At 38.3% G+C, this 17,048-nt stretch carries 18 protein-coding genes; 4 read left to right on the top strand and 14 right to left on the bottom strand.

Annotation, left to right across the window (positions count from 1 at the left end):
• The first annotated feature begins 1 nt into the window (after position 1).
• Genes R2S10_RS16090 through R2S10_RS16080 form a run of 3 tightly spaced genes read left to right on the top strand, consistent with a single transcriptional unit; the run spans position 2 to position 3,118 of the window.
• Entirely contained in the window at positions 2-1,534 is a 1,533-nt protein-coding gene (locus tag R2S10_RS16090; RefSeq protein ID WP_316841446.1) for a SusD/RagB family nutrient-binding outer membrane lipoprotein, read from the top strand.
• Between the two features lie 33 nt (positions 1,535-1,567).
• Positions 1,568-2,035 (top strand): RidA family protein, encoded by a 468-nt coding sequence (locus R2S10_RS16085; protein WP_316841445.1) that lies wholly within the window; start codon positions 1,568-1,570, stop codon positions 2,033-2,035.
• A 12-nt stretch (positions 2,036-2,047) separates the two neighbouring features.
• A complete protein-coding gene (locus tag R2S10_RS16080) occupies positions 2,048-3,118 on the top strand; it encodes a dipeptidase (protein ID WP_316841444.1) in 1,071 nt (356 codons plus the stop codon).
• Between the two features lie 120 nt (positions 3,119-3,238).
• Here R2S10_RS16080 and R2S10_RS16075 read toward each other — a convergent pair whose 3' ends face one another.
• The 5 genes from R2S10_RS16075 to R2S10_RS16055 form a co-directional block, all read right to left on the bottom strand.
• On the bottom strand, positions 3,239-3,673 hold the full coding sequence (locus R2S10_RS16075) for a Fur family transcriptional regulator (RefSeq protein WP_316841443.1): 435 nt from the start codon (positions 3,671-3,673) through the stop codon (positions 3,239-3,241).
• Positions 3,674-3,675: 2 nt separating this feature from the next.
• Positions 3,676-4,113, bottom strand: a complete 438-nt coding sequence (locus R2S10_RS16070) for a hypothetical protein (RefSeq protein ID WP_316841442.1) — start codon at positions 4,111-4,113, stop codon at positions 3,676-3,678.
• 16 nt (positions 4,114-4,129) lie between these two features.
• Positions 4,130-5,413: an ABC transporter permease gene (locus R2S10_RS16065; protein ID WP_316841441.1), complete on the bottom strand. Its 1,284-nt coding sequence runs from the start codon at positions 5,411-5,413 to the stop codon at positions 4,130-4,132.
• A complete protein-coding gene (locus R2S10_RS16060; protein WP_316841440.1) occupies positions 5,410-6,039 on the bottom strand; it encodes an ABC transporter ATP-binding protein in 630 nt (209 codons plus the stop codon). The genes R2S10_RS16065 and R2S10_RS16060 overlap by 4 nt, the downstream gene beginning before the upstream one ends.
• 221 nt (positions 6,040-6,260) lie before the next feature.
• A complete protein-coding gene (locus R2S10_RS16055; RefSeq protein ID WP_316841439.1) occupies positions 6,261-6,659 on the bottom strand; it encodes a MerC domain-containing protein in 399 nt (132 codons plus the stop codon).
• A gap of 137 nt (positions 6,660-6,796) precedes the next feature.
• Here R2S10_RS16055 and R2S10_RS16050 point away from each other — a divergent pair, with 137 nt between their 5' ends.
• The gene (locus tag R2S10_RS16050; RefSeq protein WP_316841438.1) at positions 6,797-7,432 is read left to right on the top strand and encodes a hypothetical protein; all 636 of its coding nucleotides are present in this window, start codon (positions 6,797-6,799) and stop codon (positions 7,430-7,432) included.
• 60 nt (positions 7,433-7,492) lie between these two features.
• On the opposite strand, the gene R2S10_RS16045 is transcribed toward R2S10_RS16050, so the two are convergent.
• The 9 genes from R2S10_RS16045 to R2S10_RS16005 all read right to left on the bottom strand — a co-directional run bounded on the left by R2S10_RS16045 (position 7,493) and on the right by R2S10_RS16005 (position 17,032).
• Entirely contained in the window at positions 7,493-7,909 is a 417-nt protein-coding gene (locus tag R2S10_RS16045; protein WP_316841437.1) for a MauE/DoxX family redox-associated membrane protein, read from the bottom strand.
• Between the two features lie 91 nt (positions 7,910-8,000).
• Positions 8,001-8,570 carry a Crp/Fnr family transcriptional regulator gene (locus R2S10_RS16040; protein ID WP_316841436.1) on the bottom strand — a complete coding sequence of 190 codons (570 nt, stop codon included), beginning with the start codon at positions 8,568-8,570 and terminating at the stop codon, positions 8,001-8,003.
• A 257-nt stretch (positions 8,571-8,827) separates the two neighbouring features.
• Positions 8,828-10,120: a glycosyltransferase family A protein gene (locus R2S10_RS16035; protein ID WP_316841435.1), complete on the bottom strand. Its 1,293-nt coding sequence runs from the start codon at positions 10,118-10,120 to the stop codon at positions 8,828-8,830.
• A complete protein-coding gene (locus R2S10_RS16030) occupies positions 10,117-11,397 on the bottom strand; it encodes an alpha-L-rhamnosidase C-terminal domain-containing protein (RefSeq protein WP_316841434.1) in 1,281 nt (426 codons plus the stop codon). Before R2S10_RS16030 ends, R2S10_RS16035 begins: the two co-directional genes overlap by 4 nt.
• 396 nt (positions 11,398-11,793) lie before the next feature.
• Positions 11,794-12,348, bottom strand: a complete 555-nt coding sequence (locus tag R2S10_RS16025) for a hypothetical protein (RefSeq protein ID WP_316841433.1) — start codon at positions 12,346-12,348, stop codon at positions 11,794-11,796.
• 37 nt (positions 12,349-12,385) lie between these two features.
• The gene (locus tag R2S10_RS16020) at positions 12,386-13,549 is read right to left on the bottom strand and encodes a hypothetical protein (protein WP_316841432.1); all 1,164 of its coding nucleotides are present in this window, start codon (positions 13,547-13,549) and stop codon (positions 12,386-12,388) included.
• 11 nt (positions 13,550-13,560) lie between these two features.
• The gene (locus R2S10_RS16015) at positions 13,561-14,904 is read right to left on the bottom strand and encodes a TlpA disulfide reductase family protein (protein ID WP_316841431.1); all 1,344 of its coding nucleotides are present in this window, start codon (positions 14,902-14,904) and stop codon (positions 13,561-13,563) included.
• A gap of 3 nt (positions 14,905-14,907) precedes the next feature.
• Positions 14,908-15,522 (bottom strand): hypothetical protein, encoded by a 615-nt coding sequence (locus tag R2S10_RS16010; protein ID WP_316841430.1) that lies wholly within the window; start codon positions 15,520-15,522, stop codon positions 14,908-14,910.
• 7 nt (positions 15,523-15,529) lie between these two features.
• On the bottom strand, positions 15,530-17,032 hold the full coding sequence (locus R2S10_RS16005) for a RagB/SusD family nutrient uptake outer membrane protein (RefSeq protein WP_316841429.1): 1,503 nt from the start codon (positions 17,030-17,032) through the stop codon (positions 15,530-15,532).
• Between the last annotated feature and the right edge of the window lie 16 nt (positions 17,033-17,048).

Raw genomic sequence — 17,048 nt, 5'->3', positions numbered from 1 at the left:
AATGAAAAGATATATATACTATATAAGTACCCTGTTGATCCTAACGATTTCAGGATGTACCAAGGATTTTGGAGATTTGAATGAGAATCCAAACTCTTTATCGACACCAACCCCCGCTTTTTTGTTTTCAAAGTCGCAATTGAGCGCCATGAGTAATAACTATTACCTGACAGCAGTATTGAACCTTGGAGGCTTTATCCAGCATTATGCAACCTACAAAGAGGTTTCCGGAATTGGAGATAAATACTTTGCCAATGATTTTTATCAGGCACCTTATTTTACGGATGGATATCCCATTGCTGTGAATGAAATTGAAGAAGTCATCAGAGCAGTAAAAGCGAATCCTACTGATGTCAATAAATTAAATATTGCACGCATATGGAGGGTTTTTATTTACCATAGAATCACTGATTTGTATGGTGATGTTCCTTATAGTGAAGCTGGAAAAGGACTAACGGATTTAAATTTCAATCCTAAGTATGATACTCAGGAATCGATTTATAAGGATCTGCTGAAAGAGTTGGATGAATCTGCAAAAGGATTAGATGCTGCAAAGCCTTCTTTTGGTGGCAACGATTTTATTTACAATGGTGATGTGGTAAAATGGAAGAAGTTCGCTTATTCTATGATGCTGAGGTTAGGGCTGAGGTTGAGCAAAAAAGATGCAGCACTTTCAGAAAGTTGGGTGAAAAAGGCAATTTCCGGCGGTGTGATCTTGAATAAAGAAGACAATGCGACCATGAAATATACGGATGGACCACAGGATTTGAATCGTAATCCTGCAGCCAGAGAGTCTAGAAGTAGAGATTTTTCTGCCAATTCTTTTGGTAAGAACAACATTGAAGGGGGTAAATTAAGTGCCACATTTATCAATTACCTTAAAAACAACAATGATCCAAGATTGAGTGTATATGCTGGTGTCTGGGTGGGTACGACGCAAGATCCAAATCCTGCTATTCAAAAAGGTTTCCCAAATGGGGTAGGTATAGCGCCTTCCGCAAGTGATTTAGGTACTTATTCTGAACCCAACCAGAATACAGTGTTCAGGCTAGATGCACCATTATTGGTATTAGGCAATGCAGAAACCAATCTATACCTGGCAGAAGCGGCACTTCGTGGCTGGAATAACCTGGGTACAACTGCTGAGTTTTATCAAAAAGGAGTAAATGCATCATTTGATCAGGCGACTGCTTATGGTGCAAGTTATAGCATCGCTACAGGTTCTAGAGATCAATACTGGCTTGCTCATCCTTATCAAAGTGGTGTTTCATTTGATAAACAAATGGAACAGATCAATACCCAGATTTGGGTGTCCTTATACCTGGATGAATATGAGGTGTTTGCGAATTGGAGAAGAACTGGGTATCCGGTGCTGGTTCCCGTAAATTATCCTGGTAATGTAACCGGAGGAACGATTCCCCGTAGATTGATTTACCCAAATGCTGAAGGGGCAAGTAATACCAAAAACGTACAGGAAGCGATTAGCCGTCAAGGTGCAAATACATTGACCACTCGTGTATGGTGGGATAAATAAAAATATTTAAACAAAAATTATATAATAATTGCCATGAATTTATCAGCCCAAGAAGCATTTTTGAAATTAGAACTTATATTGCCGCCTGCTCCAAAACCGCTTGGAATTTATAAACCGTTTTTAGTAGAGGGTAAATATTTATATTTATCAGGACATGGGCCGGTACAGCCAGATCAGTCGCTGATAATTGGAAGAATTGGGGTAGATATGGATCCTGAAGCTGGAAAGCTTGCAGCCAGACAAGTTGGCTTGACGATGCTATCTACTATTGTAACCAATTTCGGTAGTCTTGATGTGGTGAAAAGGGTGATCAAAGTTTTAGGGATGGTTAACTGTTCTGCGGATTTTGAAAGACACCCTTTTATCATCAATGGGTGTAGTGAGTTGTTTGCGTCTGTATGGGGACAGGAGAATGGGATTGGGGTAAGAAGTGCAGTAGGAATGGGCTCTTTGCCGGATAATATTCCGGTAGAAGTAGAAGCAGTTTTTGAATTATTTTAACCATTAGAATCTATGTTTATAATCGATGCCCACCTGGATCTTAGTATGAATGCTATGGAATGGAACCGGGATTTGAGGTTGCCGGTCAGCACAATTAGAAGCCTTGAAAAAGGGATGACAGATAAGCCTGATCGAGGAAATTCTACCGTGTCATTTCCGGAGCTTAGGAAAGGAAATATTGGGATAGTAGTCGCTACACAAATTGCCCGTTACGTGAAATCCGATAGTTTAATTCCAGGTTGGAACTCGCCAGAACAAGCCTGGGCACAAACTCAGGGACAATTGGCCTGGTATAAAACCATGGAAGCAGCAGGTCAGCTGTTTCAGATTACTAATGCAGCACAATTGAAAGCTCATTACGAGCTTTGGAATGATGGTAGTTCAAATGATCAGAAGCCTATCGGTTATATATTAAGTTTGGAAGGTGCGGATTCTATTGTAGACATCTTCTATCTGGAACGCGCTCATCAATATGGACTTAGAGCAATTGGACCTGCGCATTATGGCCCTGGCCGATATGCAAACGGAACAGATGCTGCCGGGAAGATGGGCGAAATGGGTCTCGATTTATTGAAAGAAATGGAACGGTTAAACTTCATTCTTGATGCTACACATCTTTGTGATGATGCTTTTTGGCAGGCATTAGATCATTTTTCAGGTCCTGTTTGGGCCAGTCATAACAATTGCCGGGCATTTGTAAACCATAACAGACAGTATAGCGATGAACAGATTCTTGCACTGATTAATAGAGGTGCGGTTATTGGGGGCGCTTTAGATGCCTGGATGATTGTTCCAAATTGGCAAAGAGGAGTTTCTACGCCAAAAGGAATGAATTGTGGATTACAACAGGTAGTAGAACATGCGGATCATATTTGTCAGCTGGCGGGTAATGCCAGGCACATTGGCATCGGTTCAGATTTAGATGGTGCTTTTGGAACAGAACAGTCGCCTTTCGATCTGGATACGATCTCTGATTTGCAAAAAATGGTGGACATGTTCGCTGCTAAAGGCTATTCAGCAGCAGATCTGGCGCTGATCTTTCACAAGAACTGGCTGAACTTCCTCTATAAATCCTGGGCATAATCTCTACTTTTTTGAAGTATAGGGCTCATAAAAAATGGGTTCATAAAAAAACAGGAAGCTTAACAAAAGCTTCCTGTTTTTTATATTTAAGAAAGGAGGATTAGCCTCCTGAATATGTACCTATGCGGAAATAGCGATTAAGGCGTTACATTTTTCGCAAGTACCATAAGCCGTAGTATTGACCGTTTTAGCAGTAAATCCGTTTGGCATCTTGATTTTTGGTACCGTTACTTCCAGGCAATAGATTTTACCACAGGTTGTACAGTTAAAATGTACGTGTTCATCATGGTGATGGTCTTCCGAGCAAGCAGATGAGCATAATGCATAATTTGCAGTGCCGTTCAGATCCATAATGCGGTGAACTATTCCTTTTTCTTCGTAAGTATTGAGGATTCTGTAAAGCGTGACGCGATCGATCTCCTTACCTAGCTTTTTTTCTAGCTCTGGCTGTGAGATCGCTACCGTATCCAAAGCAATTTCTTCCAGTACCCGTACCCTTTGTTTGGTGTGTTTAAGGTCGTGTTCTTTTAAAATATTTACAGGATCTAGTTTCATGGTTATATTGATTTTGCGTTGATTATGGAAATTGGAGGGTTGTCCATAGCATTCCCCGTGTTTAATTTCAACGTGCCTTTTACGACAATTGTTTTATAAGTGAATTTAATGGGTTCTGTCATTTCTACTAATACCATGATTGGAACGCCGTTTTTTCCGCAGTAAAAACATTGGTTGATGGGTAAGGTAGAAAGCATAAATTTCGTTTGTTTCATGCCATCCTTGATTGGAACGATGTATCCTTCCAGTTCAAATGTTTTGTTGGCATGTTTCTTAATTGCAGGCGTGTAAACAGCATACATTTCTGAGTCTTTAACAATCTTAAAGTCTACTCCGCCTACCACATCCCAGTTGTCGGATAGGATCTGATCATCAGGATTGTGTTGGGCTTTTACCGCAAATCCGGTAAAGAGTAAAATAGCGAATAGGAATCGTTTCATTTCTTTTGTATTTGTGTTAGTTTTTAGACAATATTTTGGAAATATTGGACCTGTAAGCCTGTATTGCAGGGATGATAGCTGCAAATATACCAATCGCTAAGCCAGCAACAAACAAATATATTTCCTCCTTTAGGAAGATCATACCTGTAAGACGAGCTTGATTGCTTTCTTGATAATGACCGATAAATTGTAAGGCAAAGTGTCCTAATGCAACGCCAATGATGGTTCCTACCAAGGTAAGAATGATCCCTTCAATGATGACGATCAAAAAGAGCTTCCCTCTGGAAGCGCCTAGTGTACGCATGATCGCCAGATCGTATTTACGTTCTTTTAAGGAGTTGTAAAGGTTTACAAATACGCTGATGGCCGCGATAAGCATAATTAAAACAGCAAACCATTGCAATGTTTCTACGCCTACACCAATTAAAGAGAATAGTCTTGTACTTTCCTGGGCAGGAGAAGCAGCCTGCATGTTTGTCGTTTCATTAACCATTCTAGGGAAAATGGCTACGGACATTGGAGAGCGGTATTGAATCAGTAAAGAGGTAAGCTCTCTGTTTTCATCCGCTTGTGCTTTTGATTTTTCCTGTTTTGTATCTTCGTGTTGGTGATCAGCATGGCTTTCTCCTTCATGATGATGGTGCTCATCTTCCTTTGTGGCTGCATCCTGATGGTCATCTTCATGTTCATCGTGCATTTTCCATACACTGGCAATATTCGTTAAAATCAGGTTGTCGGTTACATTTCCCTGGGATTCCAAAATCCCGGATACGGTGTAAGGATGACTTTTATGGACATCACTGCTGCTACTTAATCCATGTGCGCCATAAAATGTGTCACCAATTTTTAACTGCTGACTTTGTGCTACACTTGCTCCGATGGTGGCTTCAAAATCGTTATTCCAGAATTTTCCATCCTGCAATTTCAAATGATACAAGGCTACAAAATTACTGTCTGTTCCAACTATTCGTGTCCCATTGTAATTGTCGCCTAAAGCCAGCGGTACTGCTCTTTTTACAAATGGGCTGCGGGACAATTCTTTTGCTTCTTTGAGTGGGATGTTGCCGGTAGGAAAATCTATATAATAGATGCTACTGAGAATTAGTTGCAGCGGACTGCCTTTAGCCCCAACCACCAGATCTATATCTTTTGAGTTGTTGTCTAGTTTTTGAGAAATCTGTTGAGATGCTAATAGTAGAATGGTCAATATTCCGGTACCAAAAGCGATGAGCATCATATTTAATGCAGAAGAAAGCGGTTTAGACCATAAGCTCTTCCAGCTAATTTTTATAGGGCTCATGATAGTTCGTAGGTGTTTTTAAATGCATCTTTTACTCTTTTATCGTGGGTTGCCACTATTAAAGTGGCTTGGTTGGCACCAGATTGTTGCATTAACAGATCCAATACAATGGCTGCATTTTTATCGTCGAGACTTGAAGTTGGTTCATCAGCAATTAGTAGCGCAGGCTTATTGATTACTGCGCGGGCAATGGATACTCTTTGTAATTGGCCTTGACTCAATTGATCCGGATACGCATTTTTTTTATCTGCAATGCCTAAAGCGGATAATACCTCATTCACTCTTTTTAAGTCTGTAGGGAGTTTAGCAAAACTTTGAGCAATAACTAAGTTTTCTGATATATTCAGACTTTTAATCAGGTGTGGTCGTTGAAAGACAATACCAATGTTCCGACCTCTAAATTGATCTAGTTCTTTAGAAGATAGGTCATAAATAGAAGTTTCTTTTATGGTTACAGCTCCTTGTGCAGGCTTTAGTATACCTGTAAGGATGTGAAGTAAGGTCGATTTTCCACTGCCTGATGCCCCCAGAAGGAGCCATTGTGATCCGGCATCGATTTGCCAATCCTCAAAATGGATGTCTTGCTGAGGATGGTATCGATGAGCTACAGATTTTAAAGAGATCATAAATGTTTGGTATTTATTACGCGGCTTTTTAAATATTTTAAGTAAAGCTGTTTACCATCTGGGTGTTGGTGTGTACAACCCGGATTGATCATGCTTACAAAAAGTAAAAATACACCGAATATCAGTTTCTTATTCATATTGTGTGTGTTTACAAAAGTACTAAATGCCATAAGATTGCAATGCTTTCGTTGTAAAGTATTTGCTACTGCGTTAATTGATAATTAATGGTGTACACAATTGCGTGTATATTTCCAGTTGAGGAAGTGAGCCAGTGCGATAGTAAAGCCACCCAAAGGAATCAATATTGCTTCTAAAAATGAAAGCGCATAATGCCCGGTTCCAATCAGCAAAAATCCGGTGATTAAGACAAGAATGGGGATGATTCTTTTATGTTTAGGATAGGATTGGGCTAAAGACCAGGTTCCTATGAATAGCGATAAACCAATCATACTAAACTCTACCCAGGGATTTGCCAGGAAGCTCAAGCCCCAGAGTGGTAATAGCGTGATGAGGAATGGTAATGCGGCACAATGAATGGCACAAGCAACAGATGCTGTGATTCCAACCTGGTCTAAGCGACCTGATTTCAATAAAGTTTTCTTGTTAGTGGCTTTTATCATGATATAAATATTAAGATTACAAATATAAAAGCAATACAGTTGCATTTGTAATTTATTCAGATATATTTGCAACTTAATTGCAATTGAATGAGAAAGCCGGCTTCTCTAAACAATTATTCACAAAGTAAATTACCATTATGAAAAAATTACGTCAGTATTCAGTAGCTATTTTAGTCGCAGTTATTGCTTTAACATTTAATGCTTGTAAAAAGGATCCTAAACCCGAAGTTGTGGAAGAAGTAGCTGGAAAGTCAGAATTAAGCTTTTTAGAGGTAGAGCGGGAAGCGCATGGGGATCATTTCCATTACAATCCTATTGCATCTGCAAAACCATTGGTCATCACATTTGACAGCAAGGGGATGGCAGCAGCAGGAACGCATGCACATTTACAGGAGGGTAAAACCTATAAATTGAGTTTAAGATCATTTGATGTTGCTAATAATGAATTGCAGCAGGGATTTTTGGATCAGCAGGATCAATATCAAGCTTTCATTCTAGGAGGGCCTACAGGGGTTCTAACCTATGCTTATGGAGATCGAGATAAGAGTAATAAAAAGATAAATGTAGGAGTAACGGGTTATCTTACGGTAGATAAAGCTGCTGCAGGATTTACTTTTCAATATGTATTGCGCCATCTTAATCCAGGTGTAAAGTCTGGTATTACTGGCGCAGATTGGAACAATCCGGATTTTTCGGTTAAGTTTTCTGGTTCAAATAAACTGGATTTGAAATTTGAATTACATCCTGTTGAAGCAGATGGTCATGATCATTAATTCTTAAAAAAAATAAAGGGCGCCGGTGAGCTATTTGGTTTCCCGGCCCCCTTTTCTGGTTCAAATTCCACCATTCTCTAACAACACTACGCCAATCATTGACAATAACATAAAAAACACGTTCACTCTAAAATGTTTTTTCCATCCCAGTTTGGCAAATAATCCGCCACAAGCACAGGGATGACGTTCATAAATATTATATACTGCGCCACCTACATATAGGGTAAAGAGTAGCATCATGGCAAATGAAGCATACATGCCAATGATCTGTGTATTTTTAAATAGCAATAATGATACTATACCCAATTCTATAATTGGCAATACCCAAACAAGAATTTTCCCTATCCATTTTGGAAAGACCTGGGTGGCTAGCGATTGTTTAAATTGCTCCAGTTCTATCAGTTTGGATATGGCAGCATAGGCCCACATGATAATGAGCAGAATACTGATAATGATGATAAAAGGATAAGTGTTCATACGTTTAGTTAGTTTTTATGTTAAAAGTGTTGAATTAAAGTTACTGAAGTAAGGCTTGCGAAAGAGGGTCAAATGACCCAAATTGAGCTGCTTATCTTTTCATACGAATCCGGTTTAACGTTTTTCTTGACACCCCAATGTAGAAAGCGATGGCTTCTACAGGTGCTTTTCTAGCAATAAACGTTGACTCTTTCATCAGTAATTCGTATCGTTCGCAGGGGTCTATCGTGGTTAGGCTACAAATTCTTTTCTCAGCAGAATATTGAAAATCTTCCATTAGGTCCATCAGGAGAAAATTGAAATCAGGAAACCTTTCAATGAGCGCTCTTACCCCTTGGTAGGAGATGCTGAGTAGCGTAGTTCGCTCCATTACTTCTATATAGCCATCTATGGGAACCTGTTTGAAAAAACTGTGTACGGGGACCATCACCTCATTTTCATTCCAGAACCAATAAGGGACTTTTTTCCCTTTTTTAGCTATGTAAGCCATGGCGGAACCTTCTACTATAAACCACATCTTATTGCAAACATCTCCTGCATCTAAAATTCTGGTATGGGCTTGACGAACTTCTCTTTTGAGTAGTCTATTGAAATGTGTTTTGAGTTCGTGTGATGGATTTCGCTGGCGGGACAGCGCTTTGAAAAAACGGTCATTTTCCATGTGATTATCTTTGGGCTGATTAAAAATGCGACTTCAGAAAACAAAAAAAAATAGAAATCCCTGATGGATTACCTCACTAAATTAGCAAAACAAAAGCGGCGAATAACCCTATTAAACGCGATTGTGCTATGTTTACAGGATAGTTGACCCTTGCTTTACAGTTTTTTGTTCAATCTGAACAGAGGGCATAAAAGGAGAGAAGAAAAGCTGCACAGCGTGCAGCTTTCGAAGGAAGAGGGCGGAGGGATAAATGAGCTTTATAAGTGACTTTGGCCTCTCTCGCCTATATTTGCGATGAAGCCTTTGGTGTAATCATGAGGATAGACAAATGCTTTAGATCTATTGAGAAAATCATCATCTTCCCCCATTTGCAAAGCTTTAAATTTGAACATTTTCCAGAGTTGTTTCCAATAAACTAGCGTTGCTCCATATACCCAACCTTTTTTATTGATGGGGTCTTTAACCATTAAGGTTTTTCCTACATCCTTGGTATGGACTATAAACTTATCAAGTCCCGAGGCATCAGCACCGAGACTAATCAGAGAACTGACCTGATGGGTAATCCAATCGAAGGAATAGGTATCTTGCTCATCCCAGTGCAGGATGATTTGTCCATGTGCTTTTTCACAAGCAATATTTTTCATTTCTCCAATTGTAGCGGAAGGCACATAAGAGATGTAACTGATTTTTTTATGGTAGGGGATCAATTGGGAGCAGCAACTGGTGCCTGTTTCTATGATGAGCAACTCGATATCTAAATAATCCTGATACAGTAAATTCTCAATGGCATGCGGGAGGTGTTCTTCTCCATTATGGGTACATAAGATACAGGTCACAGGAATGATCCAGGCATATTCATTACGAACATGAATTGAAGGTCTTTGATAAGGCTGCTGACTTGCTTTTCGTCGGTTGATCATTTCTGCTCTTTCTTCTTTGTCCTCGAAGGAGATGTTTTTATCGGCTTTATGAAATGCCTCCAGATATCCTGCCGAATAGGTGTGGCAATAAACCAAACCACCGGAATTTCTAACAAAGTCGGCATCTTCCATATTTAGGATATCTTTGATAGGATATTTATCCCAAAATGACCTGAGGTAACATAATGTGGATGGGGCCATGGAATATATCCTTGTTTTAGATTTTCCATACAATCTCTGGTAGTAACTTTCATCTGATCTCTTTGCAGATGCCGTGTGTAATCCGCAAATATGAATTTGAGTAAAGATGAGTGTATTGCTTTGGCGATAAACCCAATCAGGTGCATACCAATCCTCATCATTCCAGTGCATGATAATTTCTCCCTGCGATTGAAAGATGCCGAAATTTCTTTTTGATGCGCTGGAAGCTGCTGAATCCAGATGGAAATAATGCACATGTGGATAGCTTTGTATTTTGTCTTTTAAACAGGTATGGCCATCATCAATGATAATTAACTCTTTATAAGGGTAATTTTGATCCAGGAAATAACTGATGCTATTTCTGATCATTTGCAAATTGCTTCCTGTTACCATGATACAGGAGACGAGTGGCCGATACTGATTCATCATAAGTACGAGTTATTAAAAACTATCGATTCAATTCTATGTAATCCGCTATGTATCTCATAGACTTTTTTGTCCCAAATAAAGATGCCCTCTGTTTTTGGAGGGAGTGTGATTTCTGCACTCATTCTTTCTTTACTCAAGGTTTTGAATTTTAAATGAATGATGCCATTTGGATGAGGCATACTGGCCTCTATTTCTTTTAAATTTCCCAGGGCTGGTTGGATTAGGACTTTTTTGAACCCTGGCGATGCTGAGGTGATTCCACAAATGCTGGATAGGAATTCGTAATTTGGAAACCGGCTCCATCCGTTAAGGTCTTCGAGAACGGGCTCAGATTTATCACCTGGAGATTGGAAATCCAGGTTCCGTAGACGCTCCCATTTAGCAAGTTGCATTTGGTAGTAATCTCCCATGTTAACCATTTTTAATGCAAGATTTAGATAAAACTTGTAATAATCGGATAGCTGGGTAATTTGTTTGTCATACAACAGATGATACATGATGTCATCTGCTTTTTTATCTTCAACTGCACCACTTAAAATTGCCCAAATATTCGCATATTGACTAAAAGAGGTCTGTTCCGGACTGTCGGCAACTAAGCATTTTTCATTATTTAAACATAATCGTAAGGTGTTTCTACTAATTTCTTCGGAAAGTTCAAAGTAGTTCTTTGCACAATCAGGATCGCCATAGGCTTTAAATAATTTCGAAGCTAGTTTTAAGGTATAGGCATATTGAAAAGACATAATGGAAGATTTTCCATTTTTCGGATCGGGAGAAATTCCCCAACCGTTATACTTATCCCAATCCACAAAGCTCCACCATTTTATAGCGCCAAGCATTTCCTGATCCCCAATTAACTGCCGATCGTACCAGTCTAATATACCTTGCACCGAGGGGAGGAGTGGCTTAATAAATGCATCGTCTTTTCTGTGCATCCAATAATCGTAGATCATGCATACCCAATAAAGAGAAAAAGTAGGAAGGATTTTCATTCTGCCGCCCAGATTTCGGGTATTTGTCATGTATTCTGGAGTTTTGGAATGGTAAAAGTCCAATATGGCCTTTTTCATGAGCCTATCATCACCGGCTAAGTATAAGGCTTGGAGTGCCTGAACTCTGGTGTCACCAGTATAGGGAATTTGCTGGTAGTATGGGGTGTCATAGCAAATCGTGGAGGCTAGTTGTTGAATACCTTTGTATCCAGTAGTCCACATCCGTTTCATGATCATATCATCGCATTTGAATGTTGCGTTGACAATTAATGGATGTTGATTCATTTTTTTTATATGAATTAAGGTTCATTGCAAGGGCATTGTATGCAAATAAAATGCTGACCATTTTAAAAGATCCCGCCAAATGCAGAACAGGTTTTTAAATATTTTAATTGTTTATACTTTTTAATCAAATCATTGATTACTTGTGACCTTAATTATGGTTCATGTAGCGGCGAATTTTGAATTGCTATGAAAAACGGACAGGTAAATTCGTCGGTTCTATTTTTTGTCTTTCATATATACGCTGCACTAAAAAATATCGCCGGCTACAGAACCAATTTTTTATTGTAAATGATGTTTTATGGAGTTACCAGAACTCGGCCATGAGGAGAGCTCCGTCCCGGTTTTACTCCATGAAGACGAACGTTAATATTTTAAAATCCAATGCTAAATTTCCTTCTATTTTCTTTTGTAAAATTTATAAGCAATACGTAAACCCGCAAAAGAATAGGTCTTAGATGGACCTACATTGATTCCTTCGTATTTAGCTAATATGCTGATGCGTTTTGAAGGTTGGAAACCAATGCCTTGTGCATAAGTGAGGTAAGTTTTGCTGTCGCTGTCTTTTCCTAGGTACCATGAGGCACCTAATTGCCCGGAAATAAAGATTTTTGGTGTGATATAATAGTTTACACCGGCCATGGCAGGTAACATGGATAAACCATCTCCACCGTTTTTACCTAGGAAATAAAGGTAGTTGGCACTTAAGGTTACACCAAGCTCTTTGAGGGCCATGTATTCTCCTTGTAAGGAAGCACCCATTACAAATGAAGAATACTTAGATATGTAGGCAGTTGGTATGCCTTCGTCGAGGCCGATACTGATCCTGAATTCATTTTTCTTTTGGTATGCAGTAGTATCTTTTTTAATTGTGGGAGTATTATTAGTGGTTTGCGCGTTTGTAGATACTGCAAAGACAGCACAAGCAAGTATACAGAGTATTGTTTTTTTCATTTTTTTAAGTTTAGTTGGTTAGTGTTTTTGATAAGGTTTATTTCCATCCGGTTGGTTTGTTCCAGTTGGCTTTGTCTATTTCGGTCTGGGTAGGAGGGGTAGTTGGTTTGTCGATGAGGGCGATTTTGCAAATTGAACTTGGTGATTCTTCTAAAACATATAGGGTCCCATTATTAGGGTCAATAGCAACATCGATGATATCAGGCAACGTAGCTGTCATCGCCGATCCAGGAACAAAAGGTAAATAAACTCCGGTATATTGAATTCCAGCAACATGCCTTACATAACCATCAGTCGTAATTTTTACAACGACATGATTATTGTCAGTTATGAATATGTTACCTAGTTTGTCTGACGTTAAACTTCTTGTCCTAGTAAATCTTGCGACATCACTTATACCAAGTTGGTAACCAACTTCTCCATCAGGAGCTCCCGCGTAACGACTTAAAACACCATCAATACTTATTTTGAAAATTAAAAGATTACTTTGACTTAATGATGAAACAAAGACATTCCCATTTTTATCTGAAGTAATATGTAGTGGATTGTTAATTGCTGATGTTGCGATTGGCCCAGTAATATTTGATGAGCCAATTTTAACTACCGTGCTGACAATTCCATTTATTCCGACTTTTCTGATGCCTTTATTGTCAATAAAATAAACATTATTTAAGCCATCAACAGTGAGATCAGGAATATTTCTAAAACTAACACCTGCCGTAGCAATTGGACCATCTAGATTACTGCGCCCAGGAGCTCCGACAAGGGTACTAACTACGCCGGTGGGAGTAATTTTCCGAATACACGAGTTTTCCGGATCAGCGACATAAAGGTTGTTTTGTGCATCAATGCTAATTGATGTATTGTAACCGAACTTTGCAGTTGTTCCTGTCCCATCTAGATAACCTTGTATTCCGTTGCCAGCAAATGTACTAACTGTTCCATCAGGAGTTACCTTTCTAATTCTTAGATTATTATTGTCGGCAACAAAGAGGTTTCCTGTAGCATCAATTGTCATAGAATTTGGAAGATTAAAAGCAGCTCCATCTCCTACTCCGTCTTTGAAGGCTGCTCCACCGGCGCCCACAAAATCACTGACCATTAATTTTTGTTCTACAATAGGTGTTACGCTGTTCATTTTTTTACAGCTGCAGAAGGCCAAAATTATTGCTAATAAATAAGCTAGTTTCATTTTTTTCATATTTTTATAGTTTAGTTGTTGATTTCTTTGAAAACGAGTTTGTCGACTATTTGATATTTTTCTTTTAAGTCCAAGCCATAGGCTTTAAGTGCTTTTTTTATAGCAGGTATATCTGTCCAGTCAGAGAACTGAAGAGTTAGATCTACATTGTCTGTATACCCAGATTGATCAAAAATGTATGGGTTTTTCACTTCCTGATTTAATCTGTAAACTAAAGTCGACAATGGGGTATCGTGAAATTGATGTGAGTTCCCTATGGTACGTATATAGCTTTGATCATCTTTTAATGTTTTCTTTACTTTTATTTCAATAGTTGTATCTATTCTTTGAAGGAGATATGTTTTTTCTTGTCTTTTCTCCCAATATACCTGTAAGCCAAGTAGATGATCTAAGTCTTTAAGAGTAGATTTTGCAATTTCTACATCATTCTGTCCAGTGTCTGGATAAATTGATTCGAAGCAAATTCCATTTTTTCTAATCCAGTTGGCTTGGTAACCTGTACCAGGCCTGTATTTGTATATATCTGGATCTTTTACTTCCCACAGAGTTTCATTCGGTCCGCTTCCAGATTTGCTGGGCGTATTTAATAATCCTTGTCTAGGAACTTTACTCAAGTTTAAATAGTAGAGTGAATATATGGGGAAGTTTAAAAAATATGTTCTTACAGTTTTATTTATTTTATCTCTTATGATCCCTGATCCACCGCCAAGTACACTCATGTTACTAATATTCTCATTATAATCACTAATTGCAGCATATTGAATAGTAGTTTTTTTAAGATTGATTTGATTTTCATCAACTTGAAATAATGCAGATTTTGTGGCATCAAATTGATCAAAATCATTTTTGATAGGCCACTTGATCTTTTCACCATTCAGGACTTTATTTATATTTGCTGCATCTACATATTCTCCACCAGTTATAGCGATTACTTTGTTTTTATAAATCCATACCTCATGAGGCACAGCACGATGCTTAAAATACTTATGAAATAAAGTATCATCAACAACATAAGGGAGTGATAAGTCTTTAGTGTTCTTATTTTTTTTCCAAAATGATTTTACTAATTTTTCGGGTTCACTTGTAACTGGGATTATTTTGATTTTTTCGCCAAAATTTTGTTGTAAATATTCCATTCTGGGTAAGGCGGCAACACAGCCTCCACAGTAAATTGACCAAAAATCAATGATTAGTAACTGTTTGGTAAAATCGGACGTACTAATACTTTTTTGATTTGAATTCATTATTTTTTGAATTGAAAATTTGGGTAAAGTATCTCCAACATTCAAACTGTTTTGCGCCTGTAGCGTATGAACATAAAGGAGTGGAATAATTAAAAGAAGATGTTTTTTCATGATTTAATTAATTTCAGTAATGACAAAAACCTCTTTTTCGATAATATTTTCCTGTCCAGTTTGGTTTTTATTTATGGTTTTTATTTGACGTTTTTGATACCCACATTTTACTTTAAATAAATGGCTCAAATGATCTCTAACAAGGTCCATGCTTTTGAGTGTGTTTTCTGGTAACAGGAGTTCATAGCAATAGGCATTTTTACGCAACCAATCTTTTTTTTGCCCGTATTTTGGATCGTATCTATATTTAGAGGAGTCTTTTACTTCGAGAATTACCTCATCTGATTTTGTTAAGCCATGAGTTAGCATATCAGTAATAGAAAGGTTGTACATTTTTATACGATGTGTTCCGTGTACTTGATCTTTCTGAGCTAAGAAGTTCATGCCGAATTGTGAAACAATAGGCTTTATGCCCTCACGATATCCTGTGAGAGCATAAAAACGAAGATGCCTATTCCTATTTTCTATTTGTTCTCCTTTTAACGTGAATATCGTTTTTTGATCCTGAAATTGATTTAATGGCTTATTTTCAGAAGCATTCTTCTGCTCCTGAGCAGAACTTGACAGTGTGAATAAAATTAAGCCGAAGAGTATTATCGATCTATTGTGTATTATCATATTGTTTTTATCTAGTGTTTTGAGCGATGCTACTATTATCCAATACTCCTTTTGGAATCAGTAAGGTGAATTTTGGATCATTGGCAGGCAAGGTTGAAGTTGTTGTGTTCTCAACCCTTATTGGGTTGGTATTAAGCCCCGTAAAAGTGACCTCTTTCGTAATTCTAATTGCCGCTTTATTAAGCCTACGTAAATCCGTCCATCTTAAACCTCTCATCAACAGTTCTTTTCTTCTTTCGTTAAGAATAGTATTTAATGCTACATCAGGCGGAGTTTGAGTGCTCATGTCTACGTAAGACCCTGGTTTCCATCGTGTTTTTAGTAATAGATTTAAATCTGCAGCAGCTGGACCAATATTACCCGCTCTTGCATAACATTCAGCACGAATGAGCAGGACTTCATCTACAGCTAGACCGGTGAAGAAAGTTGGGTCAATGGTTGGCTCATAATTTCCTGAAAACTGAAATGTACCATCTTCAACGGTCACAGGAATATCCTTTCCATTTGAGTCCTTTAAGATAACTTCTATGGAATTGGGCTTCAAAAACCTGGACTTTCTTAAATCATTGGAGTTGTACAAATCGACTAAAGCTGGATTTATTCTTGCTACACAACTGTTAGGTTCTTGGTAATAACCTGGTAATAATATAGCGCCTATACTTGGGTTACTAAATGTGTAGCTGCTTATAGTATGAAAAATGACTTCTTTATTGAAGCGTGTGAAGGCGGGGACCTCGTCTGGATCAATAGTATTAAAATCCAATAAGTCTTTTTTTATTTCCAGAGCCGAATTGGAATTAACCAAGGCATTTGGATAATCTGCCATAGATAGATAGGTGCGTGCCAACATTGCATAAGCAGCAATTTTGTTGGGCCTGGTTGTATAGGCTGAGGTTTTTGGTAGTAGGTTGACGGCCTCTTGTAAGTCCTGTATTATTCTGTTATAGGTATCCTGAACTGTGCCTCGGGAAGATTTAATATTGATATCTGGATCAAGCTTTAATGGAATTCCAGGATCTTGACTAGCAGTACTTACAGAATATGGTCTAGCATACATCTGAGCTATCGTCCAAAGGCAATACGCTCGGTAGAAAAGAGCGGCGCCTCTTAATGTATTTAATAGGTTAGGGTCATCCTTTCCCCCTTTTAATTTATCCAATGTTTGTAAAACCATGTTGGCATTGTTTATTACATTGTAAGGGTTTACCCAATTTGGAGAAGAAGAGAATCTTTGGGCATTAGGTTTCCAGTTGTATAGATCCTTTTCTTCCTGTGTGATGTTGGAGAGTTGGGCACTTGATGAACTAAGGAAATAATCATCAGCTGATATTTCGCCATCCAAAGGGTAGCCAGTATTCATTTTTGAGTAATCATCGAGTAATAGCTGACAATCACTGGATGTACTCATAAAAAACTGGCTGCTGCTTTTTTTTACATCTAAAAACTTTTGACAGGATACCATGCCTAAGCTGAGTATTAATATGGGTAATGATATTTTAAAGGCTTTCATTTTTTTATGTGTTTTG

The organism is Pedobacter gandavensis, from assembly GCF_032678745.1.
Taxonomy (GTDB): Bacteria; Bacteroidota; Bacteroidia; order Sphingobacteriales; family Sphingobacteriaceae; genus Pedobacter; species Pedobacter gandavensis_C.
The sequence above is the reverse complement of the archived record's forward strand: the minus strand, read 5'-3'. Positions and strand labels throughout refer to the sequence as shown.

Bases quoted from the DNA above. Each gene is read 5' to 3' on its own strand.
- R2S10_RS16015 (WP_316841431.1), bottom strand. From the start codon at position 14,904: ATGAAAAAACATCTTCTTTTAATTATTCCACTCCTTTATGTTCATACG.
- R2S10_RS16005 (WP_316841429.1), bottom strand. From the start codon at position 17,032: ATGAAAGCCTTTAAAATATCATTACCCATATTAATACTCAGCTTAGGC.
- R2S10_RS16060 (WP_316841440.1), bottom strand. From the start codon at position 6,039: ATGATCTCTTTAAAATCTGTAGCTCATCGATACCATCCTCAGCAAGAC.
- R2S10_RS16090 (WP_316841446.1), top strand. From the start codon at position 2: ATGAAAAGATATATATACTATATAAGTACCCTGTTGATCCTAACGATT.
- R2S10_RS16075 (WP_316841443.1), bottom strand. From the start codon at position 3,673: ATGAAACTAGATCCTGTAAATATTTTAAAAGAACACGACCTTAAACAC.
- R2S10_RS16085 (WP_316841445.1), top strand. From the start codon at position 1,568: ATGAATTTATCAGCCCAAGAAGCATTTTTGAAATTAGAACTTATATTG.
- R2S10_RS16080 (WP_316841444.1), top strand. From the start codon at position 2,048: ATGTTTATAATCGATGCCCACCTGGATCTTAGTATGAATGCTATGGAA.
- R2S10_RS16010 (WP_316841430.1), bottom strand. From the start codon at position 15,522: ATGATAATACACAATAGATCGATAATACTCTTCGGCTTAATTTTATTC.
- R2S10_RS16045 (WP_316841437.1), bottom strand. From the start codon at position 7,909: ATGAACACTTATCCTTTTATCATCATTATCAGTATTCTGCTCATTATC.
- R2S10_RS16025 (WP_316841433.1), bottom strand. From the start codon at position 12,348: ATGAAAAAAACAATACTCTGTATACTTGCTTGTGCTGTCTTTGCAGTA.
- R2S10_RS16055 (WP_316841439.1), bottom strand. From the start codon at position 6,659: ATGATAAAAGCCACTAACAAGAAAACTTTATTGAAATCAGGTCGCTTA.
- R2S10_RS16035 (WP_316841435.1), bottom strand. From the start codon at position 10,120: ATGATGAATCAGTATCGGCCACTCGTCTCCTGTATCATGGTAACAGGA.
- R2S10_RS16040 (WP_316841436.1), bottom strand. From the start codon at position 8,570: ATGGAAAATGACCGTTTTTTCAAAGCGCTGTCCCGCCAGCGAAATCCA.
- R2S10_RS16020 (WP_316841432.1), bottom strand. From the start codon at position 13,549: ATGAAAAAAATGAAACTAGCTTATTTATTAGCAATAATTTTGGCCTTC.
- R2S10_RS16050 (WP_316841438.1), top strand. From the start codon at position 6,797: ATGAAAAAATTACGTCAGTATTCAGTAGCTATTTTAGTCGCAGTTATT.
- R2S10_RS16030 (WP_316841434.1), bottom strand. From the start codon at position 11,397: ATGAATCAACATCCATTAATTGTCAACGCAACATTCAAATGCGATGAT.
- R2S10_RS16070 (WP_316841442.1), bottom strand. From the start codon at position 4,113: ATGAAACGATTCCTATTCGCTATTTTACTCTTTACCGGATTTGCGGTA.
- R2S10_RS16065 (WP_316841441.1), bottom strand. From the start codon at position 5,413: ATGAGCCCTATAAAAATTAGCTGGAAGAGCTTATGGTCTAAACCGCTT.